The sequence below is a fragment of the Microbulbifer regidiadema (SeqCode) genome (assembly GCF_052466995.1).
In genome coordinates, this window is record NZ_CP174297.1 from 812,531 (window position 1) to 836,604 (window position 24,074).

At 53.8% G+C, this 24,074-nt stretch carries 19 protein-coding genes; 17 read left to right on the top strand and 2 right to left on the bottom strand.

Annotated elements, in window-relative coordinates; all coding sequences use genetic code 11:
* The first annotated feature begins 35 nt into the window (after positions 1–35).
* The gene (locus ACJJIK_RS03430; RefSeq protein WP_444944211.1) at positions 36–2,759 is read left to right on the top strand and encodes a TonB-dependent receptor domain-containing protein; all 2,724 of its coding nucleotides are present in this window, start codon (positions 36–38) and stop codon (positions 2,757–2,759) included.
* Positions 2,760–2,857: 98 nt separating this feature from the next.
* Here ACJJIK_RS03430 and ACJJIK_RS03435 read toward each other — a convergent pair whose 3' ends face one another.
* A complete protein-coding gene (locus tag ACJJIK_RS03435; RefSeq protein WP_444931159.1) occupies positions 2,858–4,495 on the bottom strand; it encodes an electron transfer flavoprotein-ubiquinone oxidoreductase in 1,638 nt (545 codons plus the stop codon).
* A 353-nt stretch (positions 4,496–4,848) separates the two neighbouring features.
* Here ACJJIK_RS03435 and ACJJIK_RS03440 point away from each other — a divergent pair, with 353 nt between their 5' ends.
* The 16 genes from ACJJIK_RS03440 (at position 4,849) to ACJJIK_RS03515 (ending at position 20,528) form a co-directional block, all read left to right on the top strand.
* Positions 4,849–5,598: an electron transfer flavoprotein subunit beta/FixA family protein gene (locus ACJJIK_RS03440; protein ID WP_444931158.1), complete on the top strand. Its 750-nt coding sequence runs from the start codon at positions 4,849–4,851 to the stop codon at positions 5,596–5,598.
* Positions 5,598–6,527 (top strand): electron transfer flavoprotein subunit alpha/FixB family protein, encoded by a 930-nt coding sequence (locus tag ACJJIK_RS03445; RefSeq protein ID WP_444931157.1) that lies wholly within the window; start codon positions 5,598–5,600, stop codon positions 6,525–6,527. Before ACJJIK_RS03440 ends, ACJJIK_RS03445 begins: the two co-directional genes overlap by 1 nt.
* Before the next feature lie 219 nt (positions 6,528–6,746).
* Entirely contained in the window at positions 6,747–7,442 is a 696-nt protein-coding gene (locus tag ACJJIK_RS03450; protein WP_444931156.1) for a type II secretion system protein N, read from the top strand.
* Between the two features lie 56 nt (positions 7,443–7,498).
* Positions 7,499–9,496 (top strand): type II secretion system secretin GspD, encoded by a 1,998-nt coding sequence (gene gspD, locus ACJJIK_RS03455; RefSeq protein WP_444931155.1) that lies wholly within the window; start codon positions 7,499–7,501, stop codon positions 9,494–9,496.
* Positions 9,493–10,989, top strand: coding sequence for a type II secretion system ATPase GspE (gspE, locus tag ACJJIK_RS03460; RefSeq protein WP_444931154.1), 1,497 nt, complete (start codon positions 9,493–9,495; stop codon positions 10,987–10,989). The genes gspD and gspE overlap by 4 nt, the downstream gene beginning before the upstream one ends.
* Before the next feature lie 2 nt (positions 10,990–10,991).
* Positions 10,992–12,209 carry a type II secretion system inner membrane protein GspF gene (gene gspF / locus ACJJIK_RS03465; RefSeq protein ID WP_444944212.1) on the top strand — a complete coding sequence of 406 codons (1,218 nt, stop codon included), beginning with the start codon at positions 10,992–10,994 and terminating at the stop codon, positions 12,207–12,209.
* Between the two features lie 266 nt (positions 12,210–12,475).
* Complete coding sequence (gspG, locus tag ACJJIK_RS03470; protein WP_444944213.1) at positions 12,476–12,904, top strand: type II secretion system major pseudopilin GspG; 429 nt, start codon at positions 12,476–12,478, stop codon at positions 12,902–12,904.
* A gap of 19 nt (positions 12,905–12,923) precedes the next feature.
* Positions 12,924–13,490, top strand: a complete 567-nt coding sequence (gene gspH / locus ACJJIK_RS03475; RefSeq protein ID WP_444944214.1) for a type II secretion system minor pseudopilin GspH — start codon at positions 12,924–12,926, stop codon at positions 13,488–13,490.
* Positions 13,480–13,851, top strand: coding sequence for a type II secretion system minor pseudopilin GspI (gene gspI, locus ACJJIK_RS03480; RefSeq protein ID WP_444931150.1), 372 nt, complete (start codon positions 13,480–13,482; stop codon positions 13,849–13,851). The genes gspH and gspI overlap by 11 nt, the downstream gene beginning before the upstream one ends.
* A 5-nt stretch (positions 13,852–13,856) precedes the next feature.
* A complete protein-coding gene (gene gspJ / locus ACJJIK_RS03485) occupies positions 13,857–14,582 on the top strand; it encodes a type II secretion system minor pseudopilin GspJ (protein WP_444944215.1) in 726 nt (241 codons plus the stop codon).
* Between the two features lie 18 nt (positions 14,583–14,600).
* Complete coding sequence (gene gspK, locus ACJJIK_RS03490) at positions 14,601–15,578, top strand: type II secretion system minor pseudopilin GspK (protein WP_444944216.1); 978 nt, start codon at positions 14,601–14,603, stop codon at positions 15,576–15,578.
* A 20-nt stretch (positions 15,579–15,598) separates the two neighbouring features.
* On the top strand, positions 15,599–16,939 hold the full coding sequence (gene gspL, locus ACJJIK_RS03495) for a type II secretion system protein GspL (RefSeq protein ID WP_444931147.1): 1,341 nt from the start codon (positions 15,599–15,601) through the stop codon (positions 16,937–16,939).
* 57 nt (positions 16,940–16,996) lie between these two features.
* On the top strand, positions 16,997–17,485 hold the full coding sequence (gene gspM / locus ACJJIK_RS03500) for a type II secretion system protein GspM (RefSeq protein ID WP_444944217.1): 489 nt from the start codon (positions 16,997–16,999) through the stop codon (positions 17,483–17,485).
* A 197-nt stretch (positions 17,486–17,682) separates the two neighbouring features.
* Positions 17,683–17,955, top strand: coding sequence for an acetyltransferase (locus ACJJIK_RS03505; RefSeq protein ID WP_444931145.1), 273 nt, complete (start codon positions 17,683–17,685; stop codon positions 17,953–17,955).
* Positions 17,956–18,064: 109 nt separating this feature from the next.
* Positions 18,065–18,268: a DUF2788 domain-containing protein gene (locus ACJJIK_RS03510; protein WP_444931144.1), complete on the top strand. Its 204-nt coding sequence runs from the start codon at positions 18,065–18,067 to the stop codon at positions 18,266–18,268.
* 46 nt (positions 18,269–18,314) lie between these two features.
* Positions 18,315–20,528 (top strand): hybrid sensor histidine kinase/response regulator, encoded by a 2,214-nt coding sequence (locus tag ACJJIK_RS03515; RefSeq protein ID WP_444931143.1) that lies wholly within the window; start codon positions 18,315–18,317, stop codon positions 20,526–20,528.
* 61 nt (positions 20,529–20,589) lie between these two features.
* On the opposite strand, the gene ACJJIK_RS03520 is transcribed toward ACJJIK_RS03515, so the two are convergent.
* On the bottom strand, positions 20,590–23,727 hold the full coding sequence (locus tag ACJJIK_RS03520; RefSeq protein WP_444944218.1) for a TonB-dependent receptor: 3,138 nt from the start codon (positions 23,725–23,727) through the stop codon (positions 20,590–20,592).
* Positions 23,728–24,074 lie beyond the last annotated feature (347 nt).

Sequence of the window (24,074 nt, forward strand, 5' to 3'; positions counted from 1 at the left end):
TAGACCGCGATTTTTTGGAATAAAAAGAGGCCTGAATGATGGCTAAATACGCAAGGTTTCAAAGGGCGCCGCTGGTTTTGGCGATAGTTGCGGGCTCTATATTTTCACCTGTGGTGTCTGCACAAGATGCGGAATTCATTGAACAGGCTACACCTGAGGTTGAAGAGGTTATTGTCCTGGGGCGGCTGCAAGGCTCTGCTGAAGTCCTAATCCGTGAGCGCCTGGAGGAAGAGGTAATTACCGATATCCTGGGGGCTGAGATGATCGGTCGGGTGGGGGACTCTACAGTTGCTGCAGCGCTGCGGCGGGTGTCCGGGCTATCTCTGGTGGGCGATAAATTTATTTATGTGAGGGGCTTGGGGGAGCGCTATTCAAGTACAACCCTTAATGGCGCGACTGTGCCATCCCCGGATCTCACTAGAAATGTTATTCCACTGGATTTGTTTCCCACTTCCGTTGTGGACTCCCTGGCTGTACAAAAGAGTTACTCCGTCGATCAGTCAGCTTCGTTTGGTGGTGGCAATGTCGATATTCGCACCAAGGGAATACCCGATGAGCTGACTTACTCTATTGAGATTGGTACGGGCACCAATAGCGAGGTCAGCGGTGATGTGCTCAGCTATAGCGGCGGTGATGATGACATTTGGGGTACCGATGATGGCACCAGGGCGATGCCCGGTGAGATAGCTGCGGCCCTGCAACGCTTCAAGGGCAACCTTACGGTTGCGGGTATACGGGATACCCTGGTTGCTGAGGGCAATGTGTATTCCAGTGAACAAGAGGCGCTAGAGGTGGCCCAAGTGTTAAATAGGCAGTTGGCCTTGGGTTTGAATCGCGATATTTCAATCACCGAGGCGTCTACTGATCCCGATCAAGACTACAAGGCCGGCGTGGGGAATCGCTTCTATTTTGGCGATGATTGGGCGTTGGGTTTCCTGGCTGGGGGCTCCTACAAGAGTCAGTGGCGGGAGAGTGAGCGCACTATCCGTGATTACGGTAATCCACAAGAGCAGATCGATCGCCGAAACGGGTCTACTTACTCTGTAGATATCAGTGGAAACTTAAATCTCGGTATTCGCTTCGCGGATGAGCATGCGGTTGAGAGTACCAGTTTGTACCTGAGAAATACGGACGATGAGACCTCAATCCGGGACTACTTTGACTCAAATCGCCTGTTATCTGATGGGGCCGGATCGAGAAATTATGAGCTGAAGTACGAAGAGCGGGAGCTGGAGCTTCATCAGATAAAGGGGAGTCACGCTCTTGGTCCGGAAACAAAAGGGCTGCTTCCCATCCGCTTTCTAAGTTGGGTGCCTGAGGCGTTGGTGCTTGATTGGTTCTATTCCGATGCGACAGCAATTACGGATATTCCCAATCAGGTCGAGGTGATTGCCAGCACGGAAACGGACCCTGAAACCGGTGAGGTTATCAGTTCAACGGTGGATATTGCCTCGCGGAGCGCCAGCTTCCGCTTTACCGAATTGGAAGATGAGGTGCGCAACTACGGTTGGTCCGCAACGCTGCCGATTGAATTTTCCTCCTCTTCGCTGGAGCTGAGCGCTGGATTTGCACGGATCGAAAAGGGGCGCTCCTACAAGCAAACTGAATTCGGGCTGGATATTTTTAGTGTGGCTGATAGTGCCATTCTTGATGGCCCTCTGAGCGAGGTATTTAGTGATAGCAATATTACTAATGATGACAATAATTTTGTTTTTGCCAAGTCGGGCAGTAACAAGCAAAGTTATTTGGCTGCCACTTCGACCGATGCGGTCTACGGTAAGTTCGATTGGACGCTTGAGGAAACCTGGCGTATTTCCGCCGGGGCCCGCTGGGAGGACTACAGTCAGGCTGCTTTAGAGTGGAACCCCTATAGCTTCTCGCAGAGCGAGCCGCAGATTACCAATGACCCCGAAGCGCTGGCCGAGGCGGTATATGCGGATGACGACATTTATCCCTCACTATCCCTCACCTATATGGGGGCGCTCTGGGCGGAAACCTTCCAGCTGAGATTCGGTGCATCTAAGACCGCCGTGCGGCCGGACCTGCGTGAAATTACCGATGCTATTTATATTGACCCGCACACCGGCGATCAGATTAGGGGAAATTCCAGTGTTCGACCATCGGAGATCGATAACTACGATCTGCGTGCAGAGTGGTTTTTTGATAGCGGCGATAGTTTGACTATTTCGGTTTTCTACAAGGATATTATCAAGCCGATTGAGTTCTTCGAGGCCGCCTCAAGTGATGACAATATTGCGCGAGAGATTATTAATGCTGAGTCCGGTGAGATTATCGGTGTTGAGCTGGAGGGGATGAAGAGCCTCGGTTTTATTGCGGAGCCGATGAACAGTTTCTTTTTGCAGGGCAATGTTACGCTGCAAGACTCGGAGATTGTTGCCGGTAATGAGGCGGATGCCCCTACAAATGCGATCCGCGAGATGACAGGGGCATCCGATTATGTTGTCAATATGCTGTTAGGGTTTGATAGCCCTGACGGAAATCATTCTGCCAGCCTGGTTTACAACGTATTTGGTGAGCGCCTGTACAAGGCGGGGCGCGATCCGCATCCGGATTCCTTTGAGCAGCCATTCCACTCTCTGGATTTGACTTATGCCTGGTACCCAACAGATGAGGTAACGGTGAAAGCCAAGGTGCAAAACCTACTGGATGGGGCGGTTGAAATTAAGCAGCAGGGCGTTACTGTTTTTGAGGAGGAAGTTGGGCAGACCTTTGCACTGAGTGCCCAGTACAAGTTCTAGCGTGATTGCCCGGCTGCGCTCTATGTCAAATTCGAGCAAGGGGGCTTCTCGATCAATAAAAAATGGCGCCTGAGGCGCCATTTTTTAGATCAACCAAATTACATATTTGGATAGTTGGGGCCGCCGGCACCTTCGGGGGTTACCCAGACAATATTTTGGGTTGGGTCCTTAATATCACAGGTCTTACAGTGTACGCAGTTCTGTGCGTTGATCTGGAAGCGCTTGCCGTTGGTGTCTTCAATTACCTCATAAACACCGGCAGGGCAGTAGCGCTGTGCGGGCTCATCGTAAATCGGCAGGTTGTGATTCAGCGGAACCTCCGGGTCCTTCAGGGTCAGGTGGCAAGGCTGATCTTCTTCGTGGTTCGTGTTGGAAATAAACACAGAAGACAGCTTGTCAAAGCTGAGAACACCGTCGGGCTTCGGATAGTCAATTTTTGCGCAGTCTGCCGCAGGTTTGAGCTGGGCGTGGTCCGCTTTGGTATCGCGCAGGGTCCAGGGCAGCTTGCCTTTGAAGATATTGATATCCACGAAGGCATAAGCGGAACCGAGGATATTGCCCCACTTGTGTTGCGCGGGACCGAAGTTACGCTGCATGTGGAGCTCTTTCCAGGCCCAGCTGTCGCGGTACTTGGTGGTGTAGTCGGTCAGCTCTTCACTGTTGCGCTCGGCGGCAAGGGCCTCAACTACGGATTCAGCGGCGATCATGCCGGACTTCATTGCAGTGTGGTTGCCTTTGATTTTGGCGAAGTTCAGGGTACCGGCGTTGTCGCCGATCAGCAGGCCGCCGGGGAAGGTCATCTTCGGCTGGGATTGCAGGCCGCCCTTAATAATGGCGCGGGCGCCGTAGGCAACGCGCTCGCCACCTTCCAGGTATTGCTTGATCACCGGGTGGTGCTTGTAGCGCTGGAACTCATCGAAGGGGCTCACGTGCGGGTTGCTGTAGGCCAGATCGGTAATTAGGCCGACAACCACTTGGTTGTCCTCCAGGTGGTAAAGGAAGCCACCGCCGTGGGTGGAGCTTTGCTCCAAAGGCCAGCCGGCAGTGTGAACAACCAGGCCCTGCTGGTGTTTGTCAGCGGGGACCTTCCAGATCTCTTTAATACCGATGCCGTAGTGCTGTGGGTCGGCATCTTCATCCAGCTTGAAGCGCTCGATCAGCTGCTTGCCCAGATGGCCGCGACAGCCCTCGGCGAACAGGGTGTACTTGGCGTGCAGCTCCATACCCGGCATATAGGAGTCTTTTTGCTCCCCATTCATGCCGATACCCATATCGCCGGTAGCGATGCCTTTTACGGAGCCGTCTTCGTTGTACAGAACTTCAGCAGCGGCGAAGCCCGGGAAGATTTCCACCCCCAGGTTTTCCGCTTGTTCCGCCAGCCAGCGGCACAGGTTGCCGAGACTGATAATGTAGTTGCCCTCGTTGTGCATGGTGCTGGGCACAAGCATATTGGGAACTTTGATTGAGTTCTCTTCGCTGCGCAGGACGTAGATGTCGTCGCCTTTAACCTCGGTGTTGAGCGGGGCGCCGCGCTCTTTCCAGTCGGGGAAGAGTTCATTTAGGGCGGTGGGCTCAAATACAGCGCCGGACAGGATATGAGCTCCCACTTCAGAGCCCTTCTCTACGACACACACAGAGACGTCTTCATTGAGCTGACGAATACGGCAGGCTGCTGCCAGTCCAGCGGGGCCGGCACCCACGATCACTACATCGTATTCCATTGATTCGCGTTCCACGGCACTCTCCTCAGCAGTTGTATTCAACTTTTCGCGGCCAATCCGGCCTTATCATTTATATTGCCGGCGGATTATATAGGCGTTTAATCAACCCTACCAATTGCATGACTATTCATTTGCTATGGCAAATACGCTGTATTTCAATGGCTTAATGGGGGTGGATCGGTGGTTCTTATTCCCGGAAATAGATTTTGTGAATGGCAGAAGGGTCTTCCATTTGGCTATTGATTTTGCGTTATAGAACCGCCACCATACACGCCGTTCAAACACTTGTTTGACCAGAACACCGTATCCGTTCGCGACGTGAATTATCAGTCGCGGCTGTTAAAAAGCATATTTGAGACGGGATTTCCATGAAAGTTCTTGTAGCTGTGAAACGCGTTGTTGACTACAACGTCAAGGTTCGCCCCAAGGCGGACGGCTCTGACGTTGATACAGCCAACGTCAAAATGTCTATCAACCCCTTCTGCGAAATCGCAGTAGAAGAGGCGGTGCGCTTGAAGGAAAAAGGCGTTGTCAGCGAGATAGTCGCCGTTTCCATGGGCTCCAAGCAATGCCAAGAGCAAATCCGCACTGCGCTGGCTCTGGGTGCCGATCGCGGCATCCTGGTTGAAACCGATGCTGAGCTTCAGCCTCTGGCAGTAGCTAAGTGCTTGAAAGCGATTGTTGATAAAGAAGAGCCAAAAATGGTCATTCTGGGCAAGCAGTCCATCGATGGCGACAACAACCAGACTGGCCAGATGCTGGGCGCATTGACCGGCATGGGGCAGGGCACCTTTGCTTCTGAGGTTGCTGTAGAGGACGACGCTGTTAAGGTGACTCGTGAGATCGACGGCGGCTTGCAGACTGTTGAGCTGAAACTGCCGGCTATCGTTACCACTGACCTGCGTTTGAATGAGCCGCGCTACGCGTCTCTGCCCAACATCATGAAGGCTAAGAGAAAGCCTCTGGATACCACTACCCCGGACGAGCTGGGTGTAGATATCACTCCCCGCACCAAGACCTTGAAAGTTGAGCCGCCGGCTGAGCGCCAAGCGGGCATCAAGGTTGCCGACGTTGCGGAACTGGTAGAGAAACTGAAAAACGAGGCGAAGGTAATCTGATGAGCATTCTGGTTATTGCTGAACACGACAACGCCGAACTGAAGGGCGCTACGCTCAACACTATCGCTGCGGCTAAAGCTATCGGTGGCGATGTTGCCGTACTGGTAGCCGGATCTGGTTGCGCTTCTGTAGCGGAAGCTGCCGCTAAGGTAGAGGGCGTTTCCAAAGTACTGCTGGCAGACAACGCTGCTTACGAGCACCAGTTGGCTGAGAACGTTGCCAAATTGGTAGCGGACCTGGGCAAAGACTACGGTCACATCCTGGCCCCGGCCACCACCACCGGTAAGAACATGCTGCCGCGCGCCGCTGCGCTGCTGGATGTCCAGCCTATCTCCGACATCGTTGCGGTTGAAAGTGCAGACACCTTCAAGCGTCCGATCTATGCCGGTAACGTAATTGCCACCGTACAGAGCTCCGACGCCATCAAGGTGATCTCTGTGCGTACTACTGCCTTCGACGCAGTGGCCGCTGAAGGTGGAAGTGCCGCAGTTGAGTCTGTAGATATCGCAGATGACGCTGGTGTTTCCTCTTTTGTTGGCGAAGAGCTGGCTGTATCCGACCGTCCCGAACTGACTGCGGCAAGCGTCGTGATCTCCGGTGGTCGCGGTATGCAGAACGGCGACAACTTCGAAATGCTGTACAAGCTGGCCGATAAGCTGGGTGCTGCCGTTGGTGCTTCCCGCGCCGCAGTGGACGCAGGTTTCGTACCCAACGACATGCAGGTTGGTCAAACTGGTAAGATCGTTGCTCCCGACCTGTACATCGCTGTGGGTATCTCCGGTGCCATCCAGCACTTGGCGGGTATGAAGGACTCCAAAGTGATCGTAGCCATCAACAAAGACGAAGAAGCTCCGATCTTCTCTGTTGCTGATTACGGCCTGGTAGCTGACCTGTTTGAAGCGGTTCCCGAGCTTGAAACCAAGCTGTAATCGCTGATTACAGTACTGGTTAGTATTAGAAAAGGCGGCGTAATGTCGCCTTTTCTTGTTTTTTGATGACGGCTTGCGGAACTAGTGTACAGTTTCAGGGACGAAAAGGAGGTTTACAGTGTTTAACTCGAAAGAGCGTTGCCTTTCCTGAGCTGAGGCAAGAGAATAGGCGTCAAAAACCAATAACCTCAAAAACTGAACTTGTATGTGGGTATGTACATGTCCCCTCTAGCACGAGCCGTCGGCTCTCTCGGCAGTAAGTTTGCCGAAGGAGAGTCCAGTAAAGGCCTTTCCCGTGGCACTATGGCAGCACTGGCTGTTGGTCTGTTGTGGGCGTCCGGTAATTTATTTGCTTATGGCTCTTTGCTAATCCCCAGTGATCCACAGGAATCCCTGTTGGCAGAGCGTAAAAACCCCCGAGGGGCTCCCTCTCCGCAAGCTGCCAGTCTTCCCAGCACCCCATTTTTTGGTCGCGCTGAACCGAAAAAGGCTGCATCAGTGCCTGATGTCGACCTCGAAAACATTCCTCTGACTCAGTTGAATATTGTTTTATCTGGGGTTTTTGACAGCTCCAATAAAACCAAAGCCAGTGCCCTGGTGTCTGAGAAAGGTAAACCTTCCAAGCGTTTATACGTAGGCGATCAGCTACCCGGTGGTGCTGAGCTCTACGCTGTTGAGGTGGACCATGTGGTCCTTCGCCGCAATGGCAAGATGGAAAAGCTCACATACCCAGAAGTGGATGGAAGACCAAACGTACCCTTGAAAGGTGTCAGTAGTTCCAGGCAGAGAACCACGAGTTCCAGCTCCTCCAGAAGAACTGCTCAACGAGGTGAACAGCAGCAGGACATTCGCGAGAGAATGGAGCAGCTGCGTGAATTGGCTCGCGAGCGCCGTGCTCAGCGTCAGCCTAAATAAAACTATCTACCTAGATTGTTTTGATTTTTTGAACACTTACTAGAGCCAGATAAATAATGATGAAGATGTTTTATCGACGGTTGCTTGCGGTCGGGTTGAGTTTTTTAATTTGTACTGCAGCGCTGGCTCAGGGCCCGGAGCGGGTAACTCTCTCCCTCGACAATGCAGATATTCGGGATCTGATTAATTGGGCCGCTGATTTCACTGGCAAAAACATTATTGTCCACCCAAATGTTAAAGGTAAGGTCACCGTCGTAGCAGGTGACCCCATGACACACAATGAAGCCTTCGACGTGTTTATGTCTGTACTCCAGGTTAACGGGTTTAGCCTGGTGGAGCAGGGCGGCACCTGGAAGGTGGTTCCGGATGCACTGGCCAAGCAGCAGGCGATACCTGTTGCCGATGAGAGCACTCGCGCCCCGGCAGAATCCCTGGTTGTACGCACGGTCAGGGTTGAAAATATTTCCGCTTCGCAGCTGATTGCCATGCTGCGCCCGCTGATTCCGCAAACTGGGCATTTGGCTGCCTATGCGGATACCAATACCCTGATTATTGCCGATCGCGCGGCCAATATTGATCAGATTATTCGCCTGGTTAAGCAGCTCGACCGAGCTGGCGCTATCGATATTGAAGTGGTACCACTGATGTTTGCTTCCGCCAAGGAAGTTCAACAGGTGCTCAACGATCTGCTGCAAACCAGCGGCAACAAAGCGGGCAAAGAAGTTCAGCCTCTGCGTATCTCTGTCGATGAGCGCTCCAATAGTATTCTTCTAACCGGAGACCCGGTCACCCGCCAACAGATCAAGACCGTTATCGGCCGCCTTGATGCGCCGCTGGATGGGGATGGCAACACCGCTGTTGTATATATTCAGTACTCCGATGCCGCAGATCTCAAGCCGATCCTCGAAGGCATGAGCGGTAGCATCCAGAACACCGAGAAAGACCAGCAGGCTGCAAATGTTGAAGTCAGCATTCAGGTTAACGAGTCCCTCAACGCTCTGGTTCTGACTGCACCTCCCGCACTCCTGGAGACTATGAAGGGAGTGATTGCCCGCTTGGATGTGCGCAGAGCGCAGGTTCTGATTGAGGCAATTATCGTAGAGGTAACAGAGGGTACGGGCAGTGAGCTGGGTATCAGCTGGATCGCTGGTGCCGGTGGTAATGCGGTTGCCGGTTGGAACAATTCTGGCTCTTACGATGACGACGATGAGTTCAACCCGTTCTCCCTGCCAGTAACCGATCTGCTCGGTGCGGGCTCCCTGAACCTAGGCTATCTCAGTGGCGATGATATTCGCGCGGCTATTAATGCGGTAGCGTCTGAGAGCAACACCAATATCCTGTCTACACCGACCATTATGGCGCTGGATAATGAAGAGGCTGAGATTCTGGTTGGCCAGAACGTGCCCTTTATCACCGGTGAGCAATTACTATCTGGTAGTAATGATGACCCCTTCACCACAATTCAGCGTGAGGATGTGGGTACCACCCTTAAAGTGACTCCCCGTGTTAACAACAACAACTCGGTGACACTGGAAATTGAACAGACAGTTGAGAATGTCCTCTCTTCGGCTACGGCATTGGCGGAAGGTGCATCTGACATTGTGACCAGTAAGCGCGAAATCCGCACGAAAGTGTTGATTGATGATGGTGCGATTCTGGTGCTGGGCGGTTTGATGGAGGATCAGGTGAGTGAAACTGTATCCAAAGTGCCCCTGCTTGGCGATATCCCCGGTATTGGCCGCCTGTTCAGAAATACTGAAAAGAGTGTTAGCAAGACCAACCTGATGGTGTTCCTGCGCCCGAAAATCCTCAGCTCCCAAGTGGCCGGTTACGAGGAGACGCGCAAGCGCTACATGGATATGCAACAGAAGCAAATGTTCCTGAAAGATCGCACCAGCCTGATCTGGGATTGGCACAGCGGAGATGTACTGCCCGATATGGTGCCGCCAACTGGCAGCTATAACGAGAGCCCCACCTCTGTAGATGACGCTGTAGTTGAATCCCTGGAAGAGGAAATGGATGTCGAGGTGCTGGAGGTTGAAGAAGCTAAATGACGGCTGATACAGGAATAGGGACTCCAACCATTCGCCGCCTTCCCTACGCTTTTGCAAAGCGTCATAAGGTTCTGCTAACGGAACAGGAAGGCAAACCTCTCTGCCAATATGTGGCGCCGCTGAGCCCTTCAGCGGTGGCCGAAGTGCAGCGCATCAGTGGCGGTGCCATCTCTTTGGAGGCCGTAGAGGAAGGTGTTTTTCAGGGCGCCTTGCAGCGCCTGTATGAAAACAGAGAGGGGGGTAACCTCTCTGAGGTTGAGGGACTCGGTGAAGATCTGGATCTGGCAGCGGTCGCCGACTCGCTGCCCGAGACTGAAGACTTGCTGGAGCAGGAAGACGATGCCCCCATCGTCAAGTTGATCAACGCAATTTTCGCGGAGTCCCTCAAGCAGGGCGCCTCGGATATTCATATTGAAACCTTTGAGAAGCGCCTGGTTGTGCGCTTCCGGGTGGACGGCGTGCTCCGCGAAGTGCTGCAACCCCGGCGCGCTTTAGCGCCACTGCTGGTATCCCGTATCAAGGTAATGGCCAAGCTGGATATCGCTGAGAAACGCGTTCCCCAGGACGGCCGGATCTCCCTGTTGATGGCTGGTCGCGAGGTGGACGTCCGTGTTTCCACTATGCCGTCATCGGCGGGGGAGCGGGTTGTGATGCGTCTGCTGGATAAGCAGGCGGGCAAAATGGACCTGAGCAAGCTGGGTATGGCGGATCGCGACTTGCGCGTGATGACAGACCTGTTGGCACACCCCCACGGCATTATTCTGGTAACCGGACCAACCGGTTCTGGTAAAACCACCACTTTGTATGCGGGCCTCGGCAGTATCAATAACCGTGAGAAGAACATTCTGACGGTAGAGGACCCGGTGGAATATAACTTGGAAGGTGTGGGGCAGACCCAGGTAAATACCAAGGCCGATATGACTTTCGCCCGAGGTCTCCGTGCGATTCTGCGCCAGGACCCGGATGTGGTGATGGTCGGTGAGATTCGCGACCTGGAAACCATGCAGATTGCGATCCAGGCGAGTTTGACCGGGCACTTGGTGCTCTCGACGCTGCACACCAATACCGCTTTGGGTTCGGTAACCCGTTTGGTGGATATGGGCATTGAGCCCTTCCTGCTGTCATCCAGCTTGATTGGGGTTCTGGCCCAGCGCCTGGTGCGGGTTCTGTGCCCCGAGTGTAAGCAACCCCACGTCGCCGATAGCGGCGAGCGTGAAGTGCTCGGCGTCGGGCCCGATGAAGAGACCGTTATCTATCGACCCGCTGGCTGTAAGGAATGCAATCACAGCGGCTATGTCGGCCGTATCGGTATCTATGAGTTGGTGCCGCTCAATGAGGTAATGCGCCAATTGATCCACGATCGCGCTTCAGAAAGTAAGCTGGTTGCCGAAGCCCGAAAACTCGGCCCCAGTATCCGCGACGATGGTCTTGAAAAAGTACTCGCGGGTAGGACCTCCCTCGAGGAAGTACTACGAGTTACGCAGGAGTCCTGATTGTGGCAGCTTTTGAGTATACAGCGCTGGCGGCATCCGGGCGCAAGAGTCGCGGTACGCTCGAGGCGGATAGCGCTCGCTCTGCCAGGCAGCAACTGCGCGCCAAGGGCATGGTACCGCTGGAAGTCAGTGCGGCCACTGAAAAAGAAGAGAAGGGCGGGGCCAGTTTTCTGTCAGGAAGCCCGGGGCTCAGTGTTAAAAACCTGGCCCTGTTAACCCGGCAGATGTCCACCTTGCTGCGAGCGGGTATTCCCCTGGAGGAAACTCTGGGGGCCATTGCCAACCAAACTCGCAACCAAAAAATCAAACGGGTGGTATTGGCGGTACGGGGCAAGATTCTGGAAGGGCACAGCTTTGCGCTGGCCCTGGGCAGCTTCCCCCGGGCATTCCCCAAACTCTACCGCGCCACGGTGGAAGCGGGGGAGCACTCCGGCCACCTGGATGCGGTTCTGGACCGCCTCGGTGACTACACCGAAGGGCAGCAACAGTTTCGACAGAAGGTCCAGCTCGCACTGATCTACCCTGTCGTTTTGGTATTTATCTGTGTGCTGGTGGTAACCGGTTTGATGGTGTACGTGGTGCCCGATGTGATCGAGGTATTCACCGGCACCGGGCAGGTCCTGCCGCTGGCCACCCGAATTCTGGTATCCATGAGTGACTTTATCGCTGCCTGGGGCTGGCTGGTGCCACCGGCAATCGGAGCGCTTATTTTTGGCATTGTAATGATGCTGCGGCGCCCGGCAATTCGATATCGTTTCCACCACCGTTTGCTGGAGCTGCCACTTATTGGCTGGATGATGCGCGGTACCCAGAGTGCCCGCTATGTGGGTACCCTGGCGATTCTCACCGGCAGTAGTGTGCCACTGGTTCAGGCCATGGGTATCGCCGGCGGGGTGATGACCAATACTTTCCTTAAAGATCGCCTCGATGCCGCGCAAAAAAGCGTGCGCGAGGGCGGCAGTCTGCGCAAAGCACTGGAAGATGTGGGTTATTTCCCGCCGATGATGCTCTATATGATCGCCAGTGGCGAGTCCTCGGGCACGCTCGATGAAATGCTACAGCGCGCGGCGGATTCGCAAGAGCAGGATCTACAGGGTGCGGTCACGGCCTTTGTCAGTATCTTTGAGCCCCTGATGCTACTGATTATGGCGGCTATCGTACTCTTCATCGTAATGGCTATTATGATGCCGATTCTCAGCATGAACGAATTGGTTGTTTAACGCTCAAAGAGGTGTCAGTCGAAGAGCGATTGTGTCGCTGTTTTAGGTGGTCGATATGAAACCTTTATACAACAGTGCCGGCTTTACACTGCTTGAGGTGTTAAAGATTCTCGTTGGGCTGGGGGCTGTAATTTTGCTGGGCATATTACTGCTTTAGGCTGGGGAATCGTGTAATTTAGTGTTTTGGTGACTTTTAAATAATTGGGGTCACGAAGGGTATCGCGACCCTTGGGGTTCCCAGAGTTAGAGTGAATTAGGAGAGAAAAATGAAAACCCTGCGTAAAAGTGGCGGCTTTACCCTGATTGAAATTATGGTGGTAATCGTAATTCTTGGGGTTCTCGGTGCGCTGGTTGTGCCCAGTGTAATGGGTAGGACTGGTGAAGCGCGGATGAAAGCGGCCAGGGTTGACCTGAAAGCCATTGAGACCGCACTGGATCTCTACCGCATGGATAACTTTGTTTTTCCCAGCTCCGATCAGGGTCTGATGGCGCTGGTCTCCCGTCCCTCCGGCTTCCCCGAAGCTAAAAACTGGACCGAACCCTACCTGAAGAAAGCGCCGAAAGATCCCTGGGGCTACGAGTATCAATACATCAGCCCGGGCAGTGCCGGTGACTACGACCTGTTCAGCTTAGGTGCCGACGGCAAAGCAGGTGGTGAAGGCGAAGCCGCTGATATCTACGTTACTGACCTGTAACACCTGAACCTTGTATTCAATGTACAGCATCGGTCGAAGCCGTGGTTTTACACTGATTGAGCTCTTGGTAGTGATCGTCATCATCGCCTCGCTGGCGGGGATGGCGACGCTGTCGATGGGGAATTCCGCTGGGCGCATGTGGCAAAAAGAGGCCCAGCGCCTGTCGGCCCTGATGCAGTTGGTGGCGGACCGAGCCCTGATCGACAAGATGCACTACGGCGTTGTTTTTAAGCAGGGCGCCTATAGCGTGGTGCATTTTGAACAGGAAACCATGAGTTGGCTGCCGCTGGATACCGTGATGTCCGGCAGGCGCGCTGCGCGCTTTGCCAACCATGAGTTACCGGAAATTATCCGCCTTGAGGTTATTACAGAGGCGGAGTTGCCCGCCGCTGAGTCCACCGAGTTTGGCGAAGAGAACGATGAAGATCGGCTGGTTCCGCAATTTGTCGCTCTCTCCAGTGGCGAGGTGCTGCCAGTGGAAGTTGCCATGTACCTCGTTGAGAATGGCGATGACGTTCGAGGTGCGACTATTTCCTATACCAGCCTAAATGGATTGCAGCTAGAGTGGCAGACCGATGAATTTTAAGGGGACTCAGCGCGGTTTTACCTTGGTTGAGGTGCTGATCGCTCTGGTTATTTTTGGGGTTATTGCCGCCAGTGTCCTACAGGCAATGCAGCGCAGTGTGCGCCAGCAGCGGGTGATGGAAGATCGCCTCGCCGCAAACTGGGTGGCTCAACAAGTGCTTTCCCAAGTGCGGGTACAAAACCCTTGGCCCCCTGTGGGCGAACAAAAAGACCAAGTATCACTGGGGCAGCGGGAGTGGGAAGTCAGCGCGCGTGTGGAGGCCACCACTAATGAGCGGCTGCGCCATATCATTATTGAGGTCAGTCACTTGGATGCAGAGTTTCCAACCCTCACCCTGGATGCCTGGGCTGCGGAGGAGTGATGAATATGTCGACGCGCCTTCCCACTCAGTCGGGTTTTACCCTCGTTGAAGTTCTTATTGTTTTAGTTCTGGTCGCCATTATCAGTGTCGGCTCCTTTTCTCTGCTGGGGCTCTTTTTTGACACCGAAGAGATGGTCGATCAGCGTGCGGAGCAACTGCGCCGCTTTTCCATGGCGATGTACCGCATCGATAACGATTTTCGCCAAGTTACGGCCCGCGCCATCAAAAATGCTTACAGCGGCTATGAACCGGCACTGCGCGGTGATGAGGATGAACTGGAATTCACCCGCCTCGGCGCGGCAAACCTGACCGGTGAACCCAGGGGGGAATTATTGCGCCTGAGTTACGCGATCGGTTATACCGAGGATCTGGAGAGTGACTCCCTTGTCAGCAATACTGGAGAGGATGAGGATATCGGCGGCTTGCTGTTGCGCAGTCGCTGGCAGATCCTGGACCGCTCTCCAGATTCAGAATCTATCGCTGAGCCCCTACTTACGGGGGTCGAAAGCCTGAGTTTTCAATACCTGGACCCGGACAGCGATGCCTGGGTTGCCCAGTGGCCGCCAGTCAGCTCCACCACTTCCACAACCAGTGCTGACACCCGTCTCCCTGAAGCCATAGAACTTGTGCTTGTCACCCGGCAGTACGGGGAGATTCGCCGCGTCTTCCAGTTACCGGTAGAGGAAGGCAGCTCTTCTGACGATAACGGCGACGACGATGACGATACCTAAGCAATGAAGAGTAGAAATATGCCAGCGTTGCCGGGGCGTCAAAGAGGGGTGGCTTTAATTGTTGTACTGCTGGTGATGGTGATCGCCATTGCGGCGGTATCCCACGCTATATTGCGCGATCAAATTGCGATTTCCCGCAGCGGTGCACTGCTGGCCAATACACAGCTCGCCGAGTTTGTCGAAGCTGCGGAGGCCTGGACGCGGGTATCTCTATTAGAGGATTTTGAGGAAGACCAGGAAGAGGAAGAAGCTGCGGATCACGCCCTGGAGAACTGGGCCTTCCCGGTGCTGCAATTCAACCCTGATAACGGCAAGATTCGCATGAATATCAAAGACTTACATTCATGCTTTAACGTCAATAATCTGTCTGATAGCAGCGCTACCGATCAATTTACAATCTTTCAGCGCCTGGTAAGTAATGTTACCGGCAAGTCTGACCTGGCAAATTCAGTCGCAGATTGGGTGGATGACGGCGATACCCCGCGAACATCGGGTACCGAGGACGACGGCTACCTGGGTAGGGAGCTCGCCCACAGAACGCCGGATATTATGATCACCGATATCTCTGAATTGGCATCGGTGATAGATATGGAGACTGAGGACTGGCAGAAACTGGTGCCTTTTCTCTGCGCTCTGCCGGAGACGGGCACCCTGGTAAATATCAATACGGCTCCGGAGGAGCTGATCGAAGCGATCGAGCCGGCGGCGAGCGTTTCCAAGCTGGTACAGTTTCGTGAGTCCGGCGGCTATATCAGTGACTCGAGTGAATACGCGGATTACGACATCGTCAATACGGGACCTTTTACTTTCCAAAGCCAGCACTTTCTGGCGCGTATTGCGGTCCAACTCGGAGATGGCGGTGAATACCGACAGTACTGGGAGTCCGCCCTGGTTCGGGATAGCACAGATGGCCAGGTTCGGGTGCGCCAGCGCCAGCGCCGGGCATTTTCTGGTCAAATGATGCAGGAGCTACTCGACTACGAAAGCACTGAATAGAGCGAATAGTTAGAAATTGTATGTTTAAAAAGAAAAGCATTAACGAGATTGAAGCCCCTGCTGCACCGCCACAGTCGTCTTTGCAGTTGTTGCGGTTGAGCGAAACCTCCGACCTGACTCTGCACCTGCATCAGTGGCAAGAGGGTAACTGGCAACAGGTGGCCCTGGATGTAGAGTTTGCTCGGGCATTTAATCCGGAATTTGTCGCTCCCGAAGAGGAGCCGGAATACCCGCAACCCCATCTCCCTGACGGCGCCAGGGCGCTGCTGATCGTCCCGGGTAATTGGGTGTGGAGCGGCCTCGAAACCATACCCAAGGCCGCTCGCCGCCAGGCCAGTGCCATTGGCTATATGGTTGAGGAGCACCTGGCTCAGGACGTCGAGGATCTGCACTTTGTATGTCGGCCCCGCTCCGGCGATCTCTGTAGCGTTTACGCCATTGATCTAGAAAAAATAGAGGCGCTTCACTCCCAGCTTGAACGCCTCCAGTGGCCCCTGGCCGCTGTGGTGCCGGAATACGAACTGCTCGACTTGGTTGAGGGTGATATCCGTCTGTGGCTGGATGGTGCCCAGGCCCATATCTGGAAAGGTGTGGGGCAGGGCCTGACCGTGAACCGCGACTTCCTACAGCCGTTATTGGGCTCACTGCTGGTGGACAGCGGTGATAATGACACGGAAGAAGATACCGAAAGTGACGAATCGACCGATAGTAAGCAGGTAGTGTTACTGGGAGCCGATGAGCGGGATGGGCTGATTGTCGCTGAACTGGAGTCCCAGTTTGGCGAAGGTTTACAGCTGAACCCGCAGCGGGCCGAGAGCGTATTTATCGAGCGGTTTAAGTCCGGGGCCCTGACAAATCTGTTAAGCGGAAATTACCAGTTATCCGGTAGCAAGAGTGCGGCGGTGTGGTGGATGCGCCCGGCCAAGGTGGCCGCCGCGTGTTTTGTTGCCCAATTACTGTTTTTCGTAGGGGCTGGAGCCTTTTACCAGTGGCAGGGCAATCAGGCGGAAGAGCAGGCTCGGGCGATGTTTTCTGAGCTGTTCCCCAATACGCGGCCATCTGCGCAGATGCGCCGGCAGCTTGAGGGTTTTCTGAAAGGTGCGGGAAGTCAGGGCGGTGCTTTTTCTACCCAGATGCAGCAGTTGAGTAAGATTTGGATAGCTCACAAAGGGGGCGCACTAAAATTGCAGTCCCTGCGTTTTGATGGCCAGCGTGGGGAGATGGTATTGCAGCTTCAGGCGGAAAACCTGTCTGATCTCGATGCATTTGTCAGCAAGCTGTCCGGCGGTGGAATTAAAGCGGACCTATTGGGTGCGAATGAATTGAAAAAGGGCGTTTCAGGCCGTATCCGCTTACGTTAAAGCCAGCGGTTTACATAAAGCAGCCAAGCGTGAGAAGAGATTGGTGGTAGCAACATAATGAAAGAACAGATCGAGCAATGGCGCCAAAAGTGGCAGGCACTTCCGCCCAGTGATCAGAGAGCCCTGGGCTTGCTGGGCATCTTCGGGGCGGTGATTTTTATTATTTATGGTTTGTACGCCCCGGCAAAAGGCTTTTTTGATGAGGCCCGCCTGCGCGCGGAAGAAAACCGTGAGCTGGTGAACTGGATGGAGAGCCAGCGTCCAACTCTGGAGCGAATTAAACCCGCCAGTGGCGGTTCTAGTGCTGCCTCAGGTACTTTGTTGCAACGCGTCACCAGTGTTGCCAAACAAAATCAGATTGTGATTAAGCGTTTTGAGCCCGAAGGTGACAATCGCATTCGCCTGTGGATTGAGGAAGTCCGCTATCAAGACTTACAGCCCTGGCTGAACCGCTTAATGGGAGATAAATTGGCGGTGCGCACGATCAACCTGGATGCCCTGGCTGAAGAGGGCATGGTCTCCGCCCGTTTGACGATTGAGGGCTAGTAAGTTCTCTCCCTGGCTGGCCCGAATACAGATTTTGGGTCAGCCCGCCATTCCATCACCGCTCCATCACCGCAGTCCCATCAATCCGAATATACTCACCGCCCCCTGTGTACCGCCCCGGAGAAAAGGGAAGGTTTTAGGCGTAAGTGTCATCTTTAGCCCTATACTGGATTAGCAGCGAGGAAAAAGGTGCCACTATGCTTTTCAAAGATATATCCACCAAGCATTTGGTCGAAGTGGCTGATATCGTCACACTTTCCAATCCTTATGAGCTTACCGTGGTCGGTCGATACCTTTGGGGAGAGGAGATACAGGACCCCGAGGTCTTCGATAAAACGGACTTATGCTTTTTATCGGGTGAACAGCTACCCAGGTGCTGGCATGATAGCCGCTACCGGGAGAAAGAGGTCCGCAGGCTCCGCTGCGGTACTCACGCCGCAGAAGATGGCGATTACTATCAGGGAGCCTGAATCTATAGTCACACCAAATAGTACGGTGGCCGACTAGATTCTGCCAATGACTTACCAGCTGTCCACAAGCACTGTACAATGCGCGCCAGTTTTTTGAGCGAATGCACGCATGACATTTCAGCAGTTTGAAGAATATTCCCTGTGGTTGGGAATCGGTGCACTAATTCTATTTATGGTGTTTATTGTTTGGAATCTGGCAAAGGACTCCGAGGCCGGACGATTTGGAACCTTTATCTTGTTCCTTGCCCTGGGTCTCGGGCTACTGGGGTTTCTTATAAAGACCGTTATGGTTGAAGTACTAGGGATAGGCTAGGGGGCTTCAATGGCACCGGATACCCAGTCTCCCAGGGAAGGTCACAATGTCCATATTTGATCGCCCTGAGCTTAAGGTACAAAAAGACAGACGTATTTGCCGCACAACGGATATGCGCATCGCCAAGTATACCCGGCGCGGCATGATGCTCTCCCTTTTTGCGTTTTTGATCGCCGCCTCCATCGGGGACATGCGCCTCGAAGCCCCGCGCCTATTATTGACAATGGGCATCGGTTTGGTGGTGTTGACCCTGATTCGGGGTTACTACGTTTTTCGCTTCGACCACTTGTATAGCTCCGGGCCGAACCGCTGGCGCAACCGCTACTTTCTGTTCTCGATTATCGGTTCAGTCTGGTGGGGGGGCACTTTATTTTATTTTGTCTACTTAATGGGGTTTGCGCCTGAGACCCACTTCCTGTGGATCTACTCCGTTATCTTTTGCTCCAGTGTTACCACCGTATTCTCTCCCTACCACCGCTTTCTGACCTGGTTCACCGCCACCTCGCTACTGCCCGCAGCGCTAATGGCACTGTTTTCCGGCGTGATTTTGGGGACCATCTACGGGACCTTAACCCTCGCCTTTATCTGGTTGACGGCACACCAGGGGCGCCGCGAGTCGGAAAATTATTGGGAGCGCCTGTCGGCGATGCAGGAGTTGCAACAGCGGGCTAGCAGTCTGGCAGCCGCGCGCAAACATTCGGAAGCGGCTGTCGAGTTGACCAATGATTTTATTGCCAATATCGGCCAGGAGTTCCGCAGCCAACTGTCCGACTCCCTCGGTGCCCTGGCACTGCTGGAAGCGGAGCCCCTGAGTGATCGCCAGCGCGAGTGGGTGGAACTGGCCAAGGTTGCCAGCAGCCAACAGCTCAAGCTGGTTGATAATGTCGGCCTGTTTACCCGTGTGGCACGCAAGGATATCCGTTTGCGCCAGGGGCCCTTCAACCTGGTTAAAACGGTGGAAAAATCCTTTAAGTTCGCAGCGCGAGCGGCGCACGGCCAGGAGCTGGAGTTCAACTTCCAGATTGATGACAACCTCCCGGTGATGGTAACGGGAGATAACCGCAAGACGGCCCAGTTAATCCGCAATCTGGTGGACTCCGCTACCGGTATTGCCCAGCGCGGCGAACTCTGGGGTGAGGTGTCATACAACCCGATCACGACGGTAGAGGGGCAACTGTCCATTACCCTGATGGATGATGGTTGCGGTGAAATATTGCCGGATGAAAGCGAGCTGTTCGGCGCTTTCTCCCGTATGGACACCAACCAGGTCACTACAGGCCTGGGCCTGTCGATTGCCAAGGGCTTGGCCGAAGCGATGGGCGGCTATTTACAGCTGCACTCCACACCGGATGGCAATCGCTACCAGGTAGTGATCAAGTGTTCTACCGAGCCAAATCAGAGAACCTACCTCACCCCGGACCGCAGACTACAGGATTCAGAAGTTCTGCTGATCCACCAAAAAGGTCTGTTTATTTCCGGGTTGGTACAGGTACTGCGCTCTTTTGGGATGGAAGTTAAATCGATCCGCTGGTGCGAGGGCTGTGAGAGCGAAGTCCAGCAGTTGCTGGGCCAAGCGATAGAGCGCAAGCAGCTGGTAATGATGGCGCCGGCCATGGGGGACTCAACGCTTTTCGACTCCATGACCTCTTTCTTTGAAGCGTTCCAAGGAGTGAGCGATAAAGAGAGTCGCCTGGTCTGTCTCGGTGGTTTTGGACAAAAAAGTGAGTTCGACCGCTTACAGCAGCTTCTGCCATCGGCCCAATATTTGGGCCGCCCGGTAACGCATAAAGAGCTGCATGACTCACTGGTGGGTTTGCTGTTTGGCTGCGTGAAAAGAAGCTGCCGCAGGGTGATTACCGGTAGCGCGGATCAGCCGCGTCACTACTCACTGCTGTTAGTGGAGGAGTCGAGGCCCCACCAGTGGGTGACTGAGGAGATGCTTCAGGCGCTTGGCTATCAGGTGGATATTGCAGTGGATGCAGATGATGCGCAGGTTCGCTTGTCTGAAGGTCACTACGATCTGGTACTGGTGGACTGCCAGCAAAATACGGATCACAGCGCACAGATTATCGAGATGCTGCGCCGCTGGGAGGCCGAGCACCGACCGGATGATCGCCTGCCCATTGTTGCTGTAACGAGTACCACAGAAGAGCAGTTTGAGGGACGCTGTCTGGCGGCGGGCATGGATGACTATCTGACAAAGCCGCTGAGTAAAGACCTGTTGCGAGAAACACTCGCGCGCTGGTTGGGAAGCACTTAAAAATTGAGCCGAAAAAAGCCGCAAGAAATTGCGGCTTTTTTGTTTCTTGATCAGGGGAATTTTAGAACTCGTAGCGAATCCCCATGCGGGCACTCCACAGGGAGGCATCGGCAACCCGGGTTTGTCCCGCCGGATCGAGGAACTCCTCGAACACATAGCGCCCCTGGTCATCGATACTGGCGGTTACCGCAGACTGGTAGCGAGGGAATCCACCTTCGTACATAACCCCCCACTCGTCATTGAGCAGGTTGCCCAGGTTTTCGATCACAAAATAGGCATTAACCCGGTCTTCTGTCCGCCAGCCGGGCAGCTGCTGGTCAATACGCAAATCGAACTTGGCCCACCAATCACTGTTGAGGGAATTGCGCTCCATAGTGCCACTGTCCAGGTCCTCAGAGTTGACCCAGGCAAAGAAGGCATCGGTGTCAAAATCATCGGCAAAGACAACCTTGGTATCGTCGCTGCCTGTGGGGACATAGAGTAGGCCGCGCCCCCAACCGGCATCGCCGAAGATCTGGTTGGCAAATGTGTAGCTGTAGGGGACACCCTCGTTGGCTGCGCCAAACAGCGTGAAGCGGGTCTCGTAACCGGCAAAGAATTCCTGGGCGTAATCTAATTTCAATGTGAAGCGGTGGGGAACCACATAGTTTGATGGCGCAGTGCCCGGGTCCTGTGCATCAGCGGTAGCGATGGTGGTGTAATTGGAGTAGGCCACTGAGCTGGTCATGGGATTGACATCTTCAGCTTCAGTAAAGGCGTAACCAACGGCAACACTCAGGCCAAAATCAAAAGATTTACTGAGGCCGAGAGAGAGCACACTGGAGTAACCGGAATCGCCATTTACATTGGTCAACATAAAGTCTTCACTGCGACCATTGCTACTGCCGTAAATTGAACGGCCATCGGCAGTGGTGCCCATTTGCTCAAGGGCGATATCCTGAATAATTGCCGCATCCCGATAGTCGCTGTATAGATAGTCTATGGAGGCCAAGTAGCCGGATTCAAACTCATAGCTGCCACCGAGGGCATACTTCCAGATAGATGGCAGCTCAAAGTCTGGGTCCATCAGATTGACCCCACCCACAGAGCCATCACTATTGGCAACCCTATCGTAGAGGTCCTGGGGGACTGCATAGATGGGATTGCCGCTATCGGTCCAACTCATATCGAAGAGAGAGGTACCGCTTCTATCCTGGGCTTCGATTTGTAAGACGCCATTATTGGAGTAGTTGTTGGATATCCACACATTGGGATTGCCACCGGAGTAGAGGCCAATACCACCGTGTAGCTCCAGGTTATCGCTAAGATTCCAGCTGAGTCCCAGGCGCGGCTGCAAGAGGTCCAGGCCGTCCATATTGTGCTGGTTAGAGAAACCGTAGGTAGACAAAAAGTCTGCATTGGCTACCGGCTTGTCATCACTGTTGTAGCGGTCGTAGCGCAGTCCGGCAACCACAGTCAGGTCCAGGTTGGCGAAGGTATATTCGTCCTGGGCGTAGAGCGTGTCGATGCTGTAGCTGAATTCCGTGGCAGCATCCAAAATATTGTTGCTGCCCGCCGCATTTTCGTAAGTGATTCGGTTGCTAATGCCCGCTTCAAAATCCTCAATGCTATCAAAGCGGTATTCGCCGGCAGCTTCCTGAATAAACAGGTTGTAGACTTCAAAATTCTCGTGTTCATAGCCCGCAGTGATATTGTGTTCACCCAGCAATAATTTACCGGCGAGCTTTAGCGTCAGGTTGTCGTAGCTCAGTTTATTGGCGTGGCGGGAGTCGTCTGCGCCCAGGTAGACGGTTGCACGGGAATCGCTGCCATCGCCGTCGTGATCGTGATATGTGGTGATTTGCACTTCACCAAAATCGGTTCCACCCAGAGAATTCTGGCGGTTGTCCAGCTCGGAGTAGCCAATTTTTATCTCTGTAGAGAATATGTCACTCCAGTCGGAGAAAAGCTGTGCGACGTAAGCGTTTAACTCGGCACCGCGCTCGTAGTAGTGATTGGAGAGTTCCAGTTCATCGGGATCGCCATCGGCCTCGGCGATAGAGAAACCATCGTTATAGTTGTAAGTGAAGGCGGCGCGGTGATTGTCGGAGATATTCCAATCGAGTTTTACCAGCAACTTTTCGTCTTCTTCTGGCAGGCTGCTGGGTAGACCGCCCGGATTGTAGTCATAGACCTCGTTGGAGATGCGGATGATCTCCGCGAGTTGCTCCTGGGAAACCCCCTGGACCTGGGTGGCAGAGCTGCTCCCTGCGGGGCCTCGATCGAAAGTGGCAACACCCTCCAGTTTTTCATAGGCGGCAAAGAAGAACAGCTTGTCTTCAATAATAGCTCCGCCCAAAGTGGCGTTGTAACGCTTCTCTTCAAAGCTGGCTACATCGATATCATCGCCCTCCAGGGAATCGCCACGGAAACCATCATCGGTATAATCGTAGAAAAATGAACCGTGCCACTCATTGGTGCCGGACTTGGTAACGGCATTGATATTGCAGGCACTGAAACCCCCATACTGAACATCGAAGGGGGCCAGCTCTACGGCGACGTGATCGATGGCATCGTATGAGAATGGCATTCTCTCAGTGGGGTAGCCATTACTGTTGAGGCCGAAGTTGTCATTCATACGCACGCCGTCAACTGTGAGGCTGTTGAAGCGCGGGTTGGCACCGGCACACTGGATAGCATCAACATTGGCTTCATCGACATACACGCGCGGGTCGAGACGCAGTACGTCTTTGATATCCCGGTTTACGGAGGGCGCGCTGCTGAGGTCGTCGCTGTTAAAGTGGGAAGATGGACCTAGCGCCAGTCGGGATGTGCTGAGTGCCTGCCCGAGAACGGTCACTTCTTCCAGATTGCTGGCGCCGAGGGTTAGGTTTAAGGGGAGAGTATCACCCACGGAGAGGTAGATATCCTCAATTACACGCTGACCTTCGTCGGACTCTATTGTAATAGTGTAGGGGCCACCCACTCGCAGGCCACTCAGATTAAATTGGCCAGCATTGCTAACGTCTACGGTGCGACGGCTATTGGAGGGGGTGTGAACCACTGTTACAGTCGCACTGTCAATGGCCTGGCCATTGCTGCCCGAAATAGAACCGCGAATGCCAGCTGCCGTTTCCTGAGCCTGGGATATCGGTACCATACTGGCAACAGAAATAATCGCCGCAGACAGTAATGCGCGCGGGAACAGAGAAGGTTTCATAGCTTTTTCCTGGTCAAAAAAATTGTCAACTCACATGGCCCAAATCATTGCCGAGTTCTGCTCTTATCGAGTTCTGTTCTTGCAAATTAGGTTCCAAGGAAGCCGCGCCCCGATTGAGGGTTGCTCTGCAAGCCGAAGGCATCACAGGGCTATTCAGGGGCTCCCCGGTTCCCATTAATGTGGTTTTTTATTTTTATGGGGGTGCTGGATAAGAGCGGAGGCGATTATGTCGTGCGTGTGTAAATGAATTATTACAACCGCGAACTTGTCACATAGTGGCGTTAAAGTAGGCGGAAAATTTATCCTGAGGGACTGACCTGATGAGTGTACGATTGATCCTTACCCGT

Excerpts from the sequence above, each read along its gene's own strand:
- ACJJIK_RS03430 (WP_444944211.1), top strand. The coding sequence starts at position 36 with ATGATGGCTAAATACGCAAGGTTTCAAAGGGCGCCGCTGGTTTTGGCG.
- ACJJIK_RS03440 (WP_444931158.1), top strand. The coding sequence starts at position 4,849 with ATGAAAGTTCTTGTAGCTGTGAAACGCGTTGTTGACTACAACGTCAAG.
- ACJJIK_RS03445 (WP_444931157.1), top strand. The coding sequence starts at position 5,598 with ATGAGCATTCTGGTTATTGCTGAACACGACAACGCCGAACTGAAGGGC.
- ACJJIK_RS03450 (WP_444931156.1), top strand. The coding sequence starts at position 6,747 with ATGTCCCCTCTAGCACGAGCCGTCGGCTCTCTCGGCAGTAAGTTTGCC.
- gspD (WP_444931155.1), top strand. The coding sequence starts at position 7,499 with ATGATGAAGATGTTTTATCGACGGTTGCTTGCGGTCGGGTTGAGTTTT.
- gspE (WP_444931154.1), top strand. The coding sequence starts at position 9,493 with ATGACGGCTGATACAGGAATAGGGACTCCAACCATTCGCCGCCTTCCC.
- gspG (WP_444944213.1), top strand. The coding sequence starts at position 12,476 with ATGAAAACCCTGCGTAAAAGTGGCGGCTTTACCCTGATTGAAATTATG.
- gspH (WP_444944214.1), top strand. The coding sequence starts at position 12,924 with ATGTACAGCATCGGTCGAAGCCGTGGTTTTACACTGATTGAGCTCTTG.
- gspI (WP_444931150.1), top strand. The coding sequence starts at position 13,480 with ATGAATTTTAAGGGGACTCAGCGCGGTTTTACCTTGGTTGAGGTGCTG.
- gspJ (WP_444944215.1), top strand. The coding sequence starts at position 13,857 with ATGTCGACGCGCCTTCCCACTCAGTCGGGTTTTACCCTCGTTGAAGTT.
- gspK (WP_444944216.1), top strand. The coding sequence starts at position 14,601 with ATGCCAGCGTTGCCGGGGCGTCAAAGAGGGGTGGCTTTAATTGTTGTA.
- gspL (WP_444931147.1), top strand. The coding sequence starts at position 15,599 with ATGTTTAAAAAGAAAAGCATTAACGAGATTGAAGCCCCTGCTGCACCG.
- gspM (WP_444944217.1), top strand. The coding sequence starts at position 16,997 with ATGAAAGAACAGATCGAGCAATGGCGCCAAAAGTGGCAGGCACTTCCG.
- ACJJIK_RS03505 (WP_444931145.1), top strand. The coding sequence starts at position 17,683 with ATGCTTTTCAAAGATATATCCACCAAGCATTTGGTCGAAGTGGCTGAT.
- ACJJIK_RS03510 (WP_444931144.1), top strand. The coding sequence starts at position 18,065 with ATGACATTTCAGCAGTTTGAAGAATATTCCCTGTGGTTGGGAATCGGT.
- ACJJIK_RS03515 (WP_444931143.1), top strand. The coding sequence starts at position 18,315 with ATGTCCATATTTGATCGCCCTGAGCTTAAGGTACAAAAAGACAGACGT.
- ACJJIK_RS03520 (WP_444944218.1), bottom strand. The coding sequence starts at position 23,727 with ATGAAACCTTCTCTGTTCCCGCGCGCATTACTGTCTGCGGCGATTATT.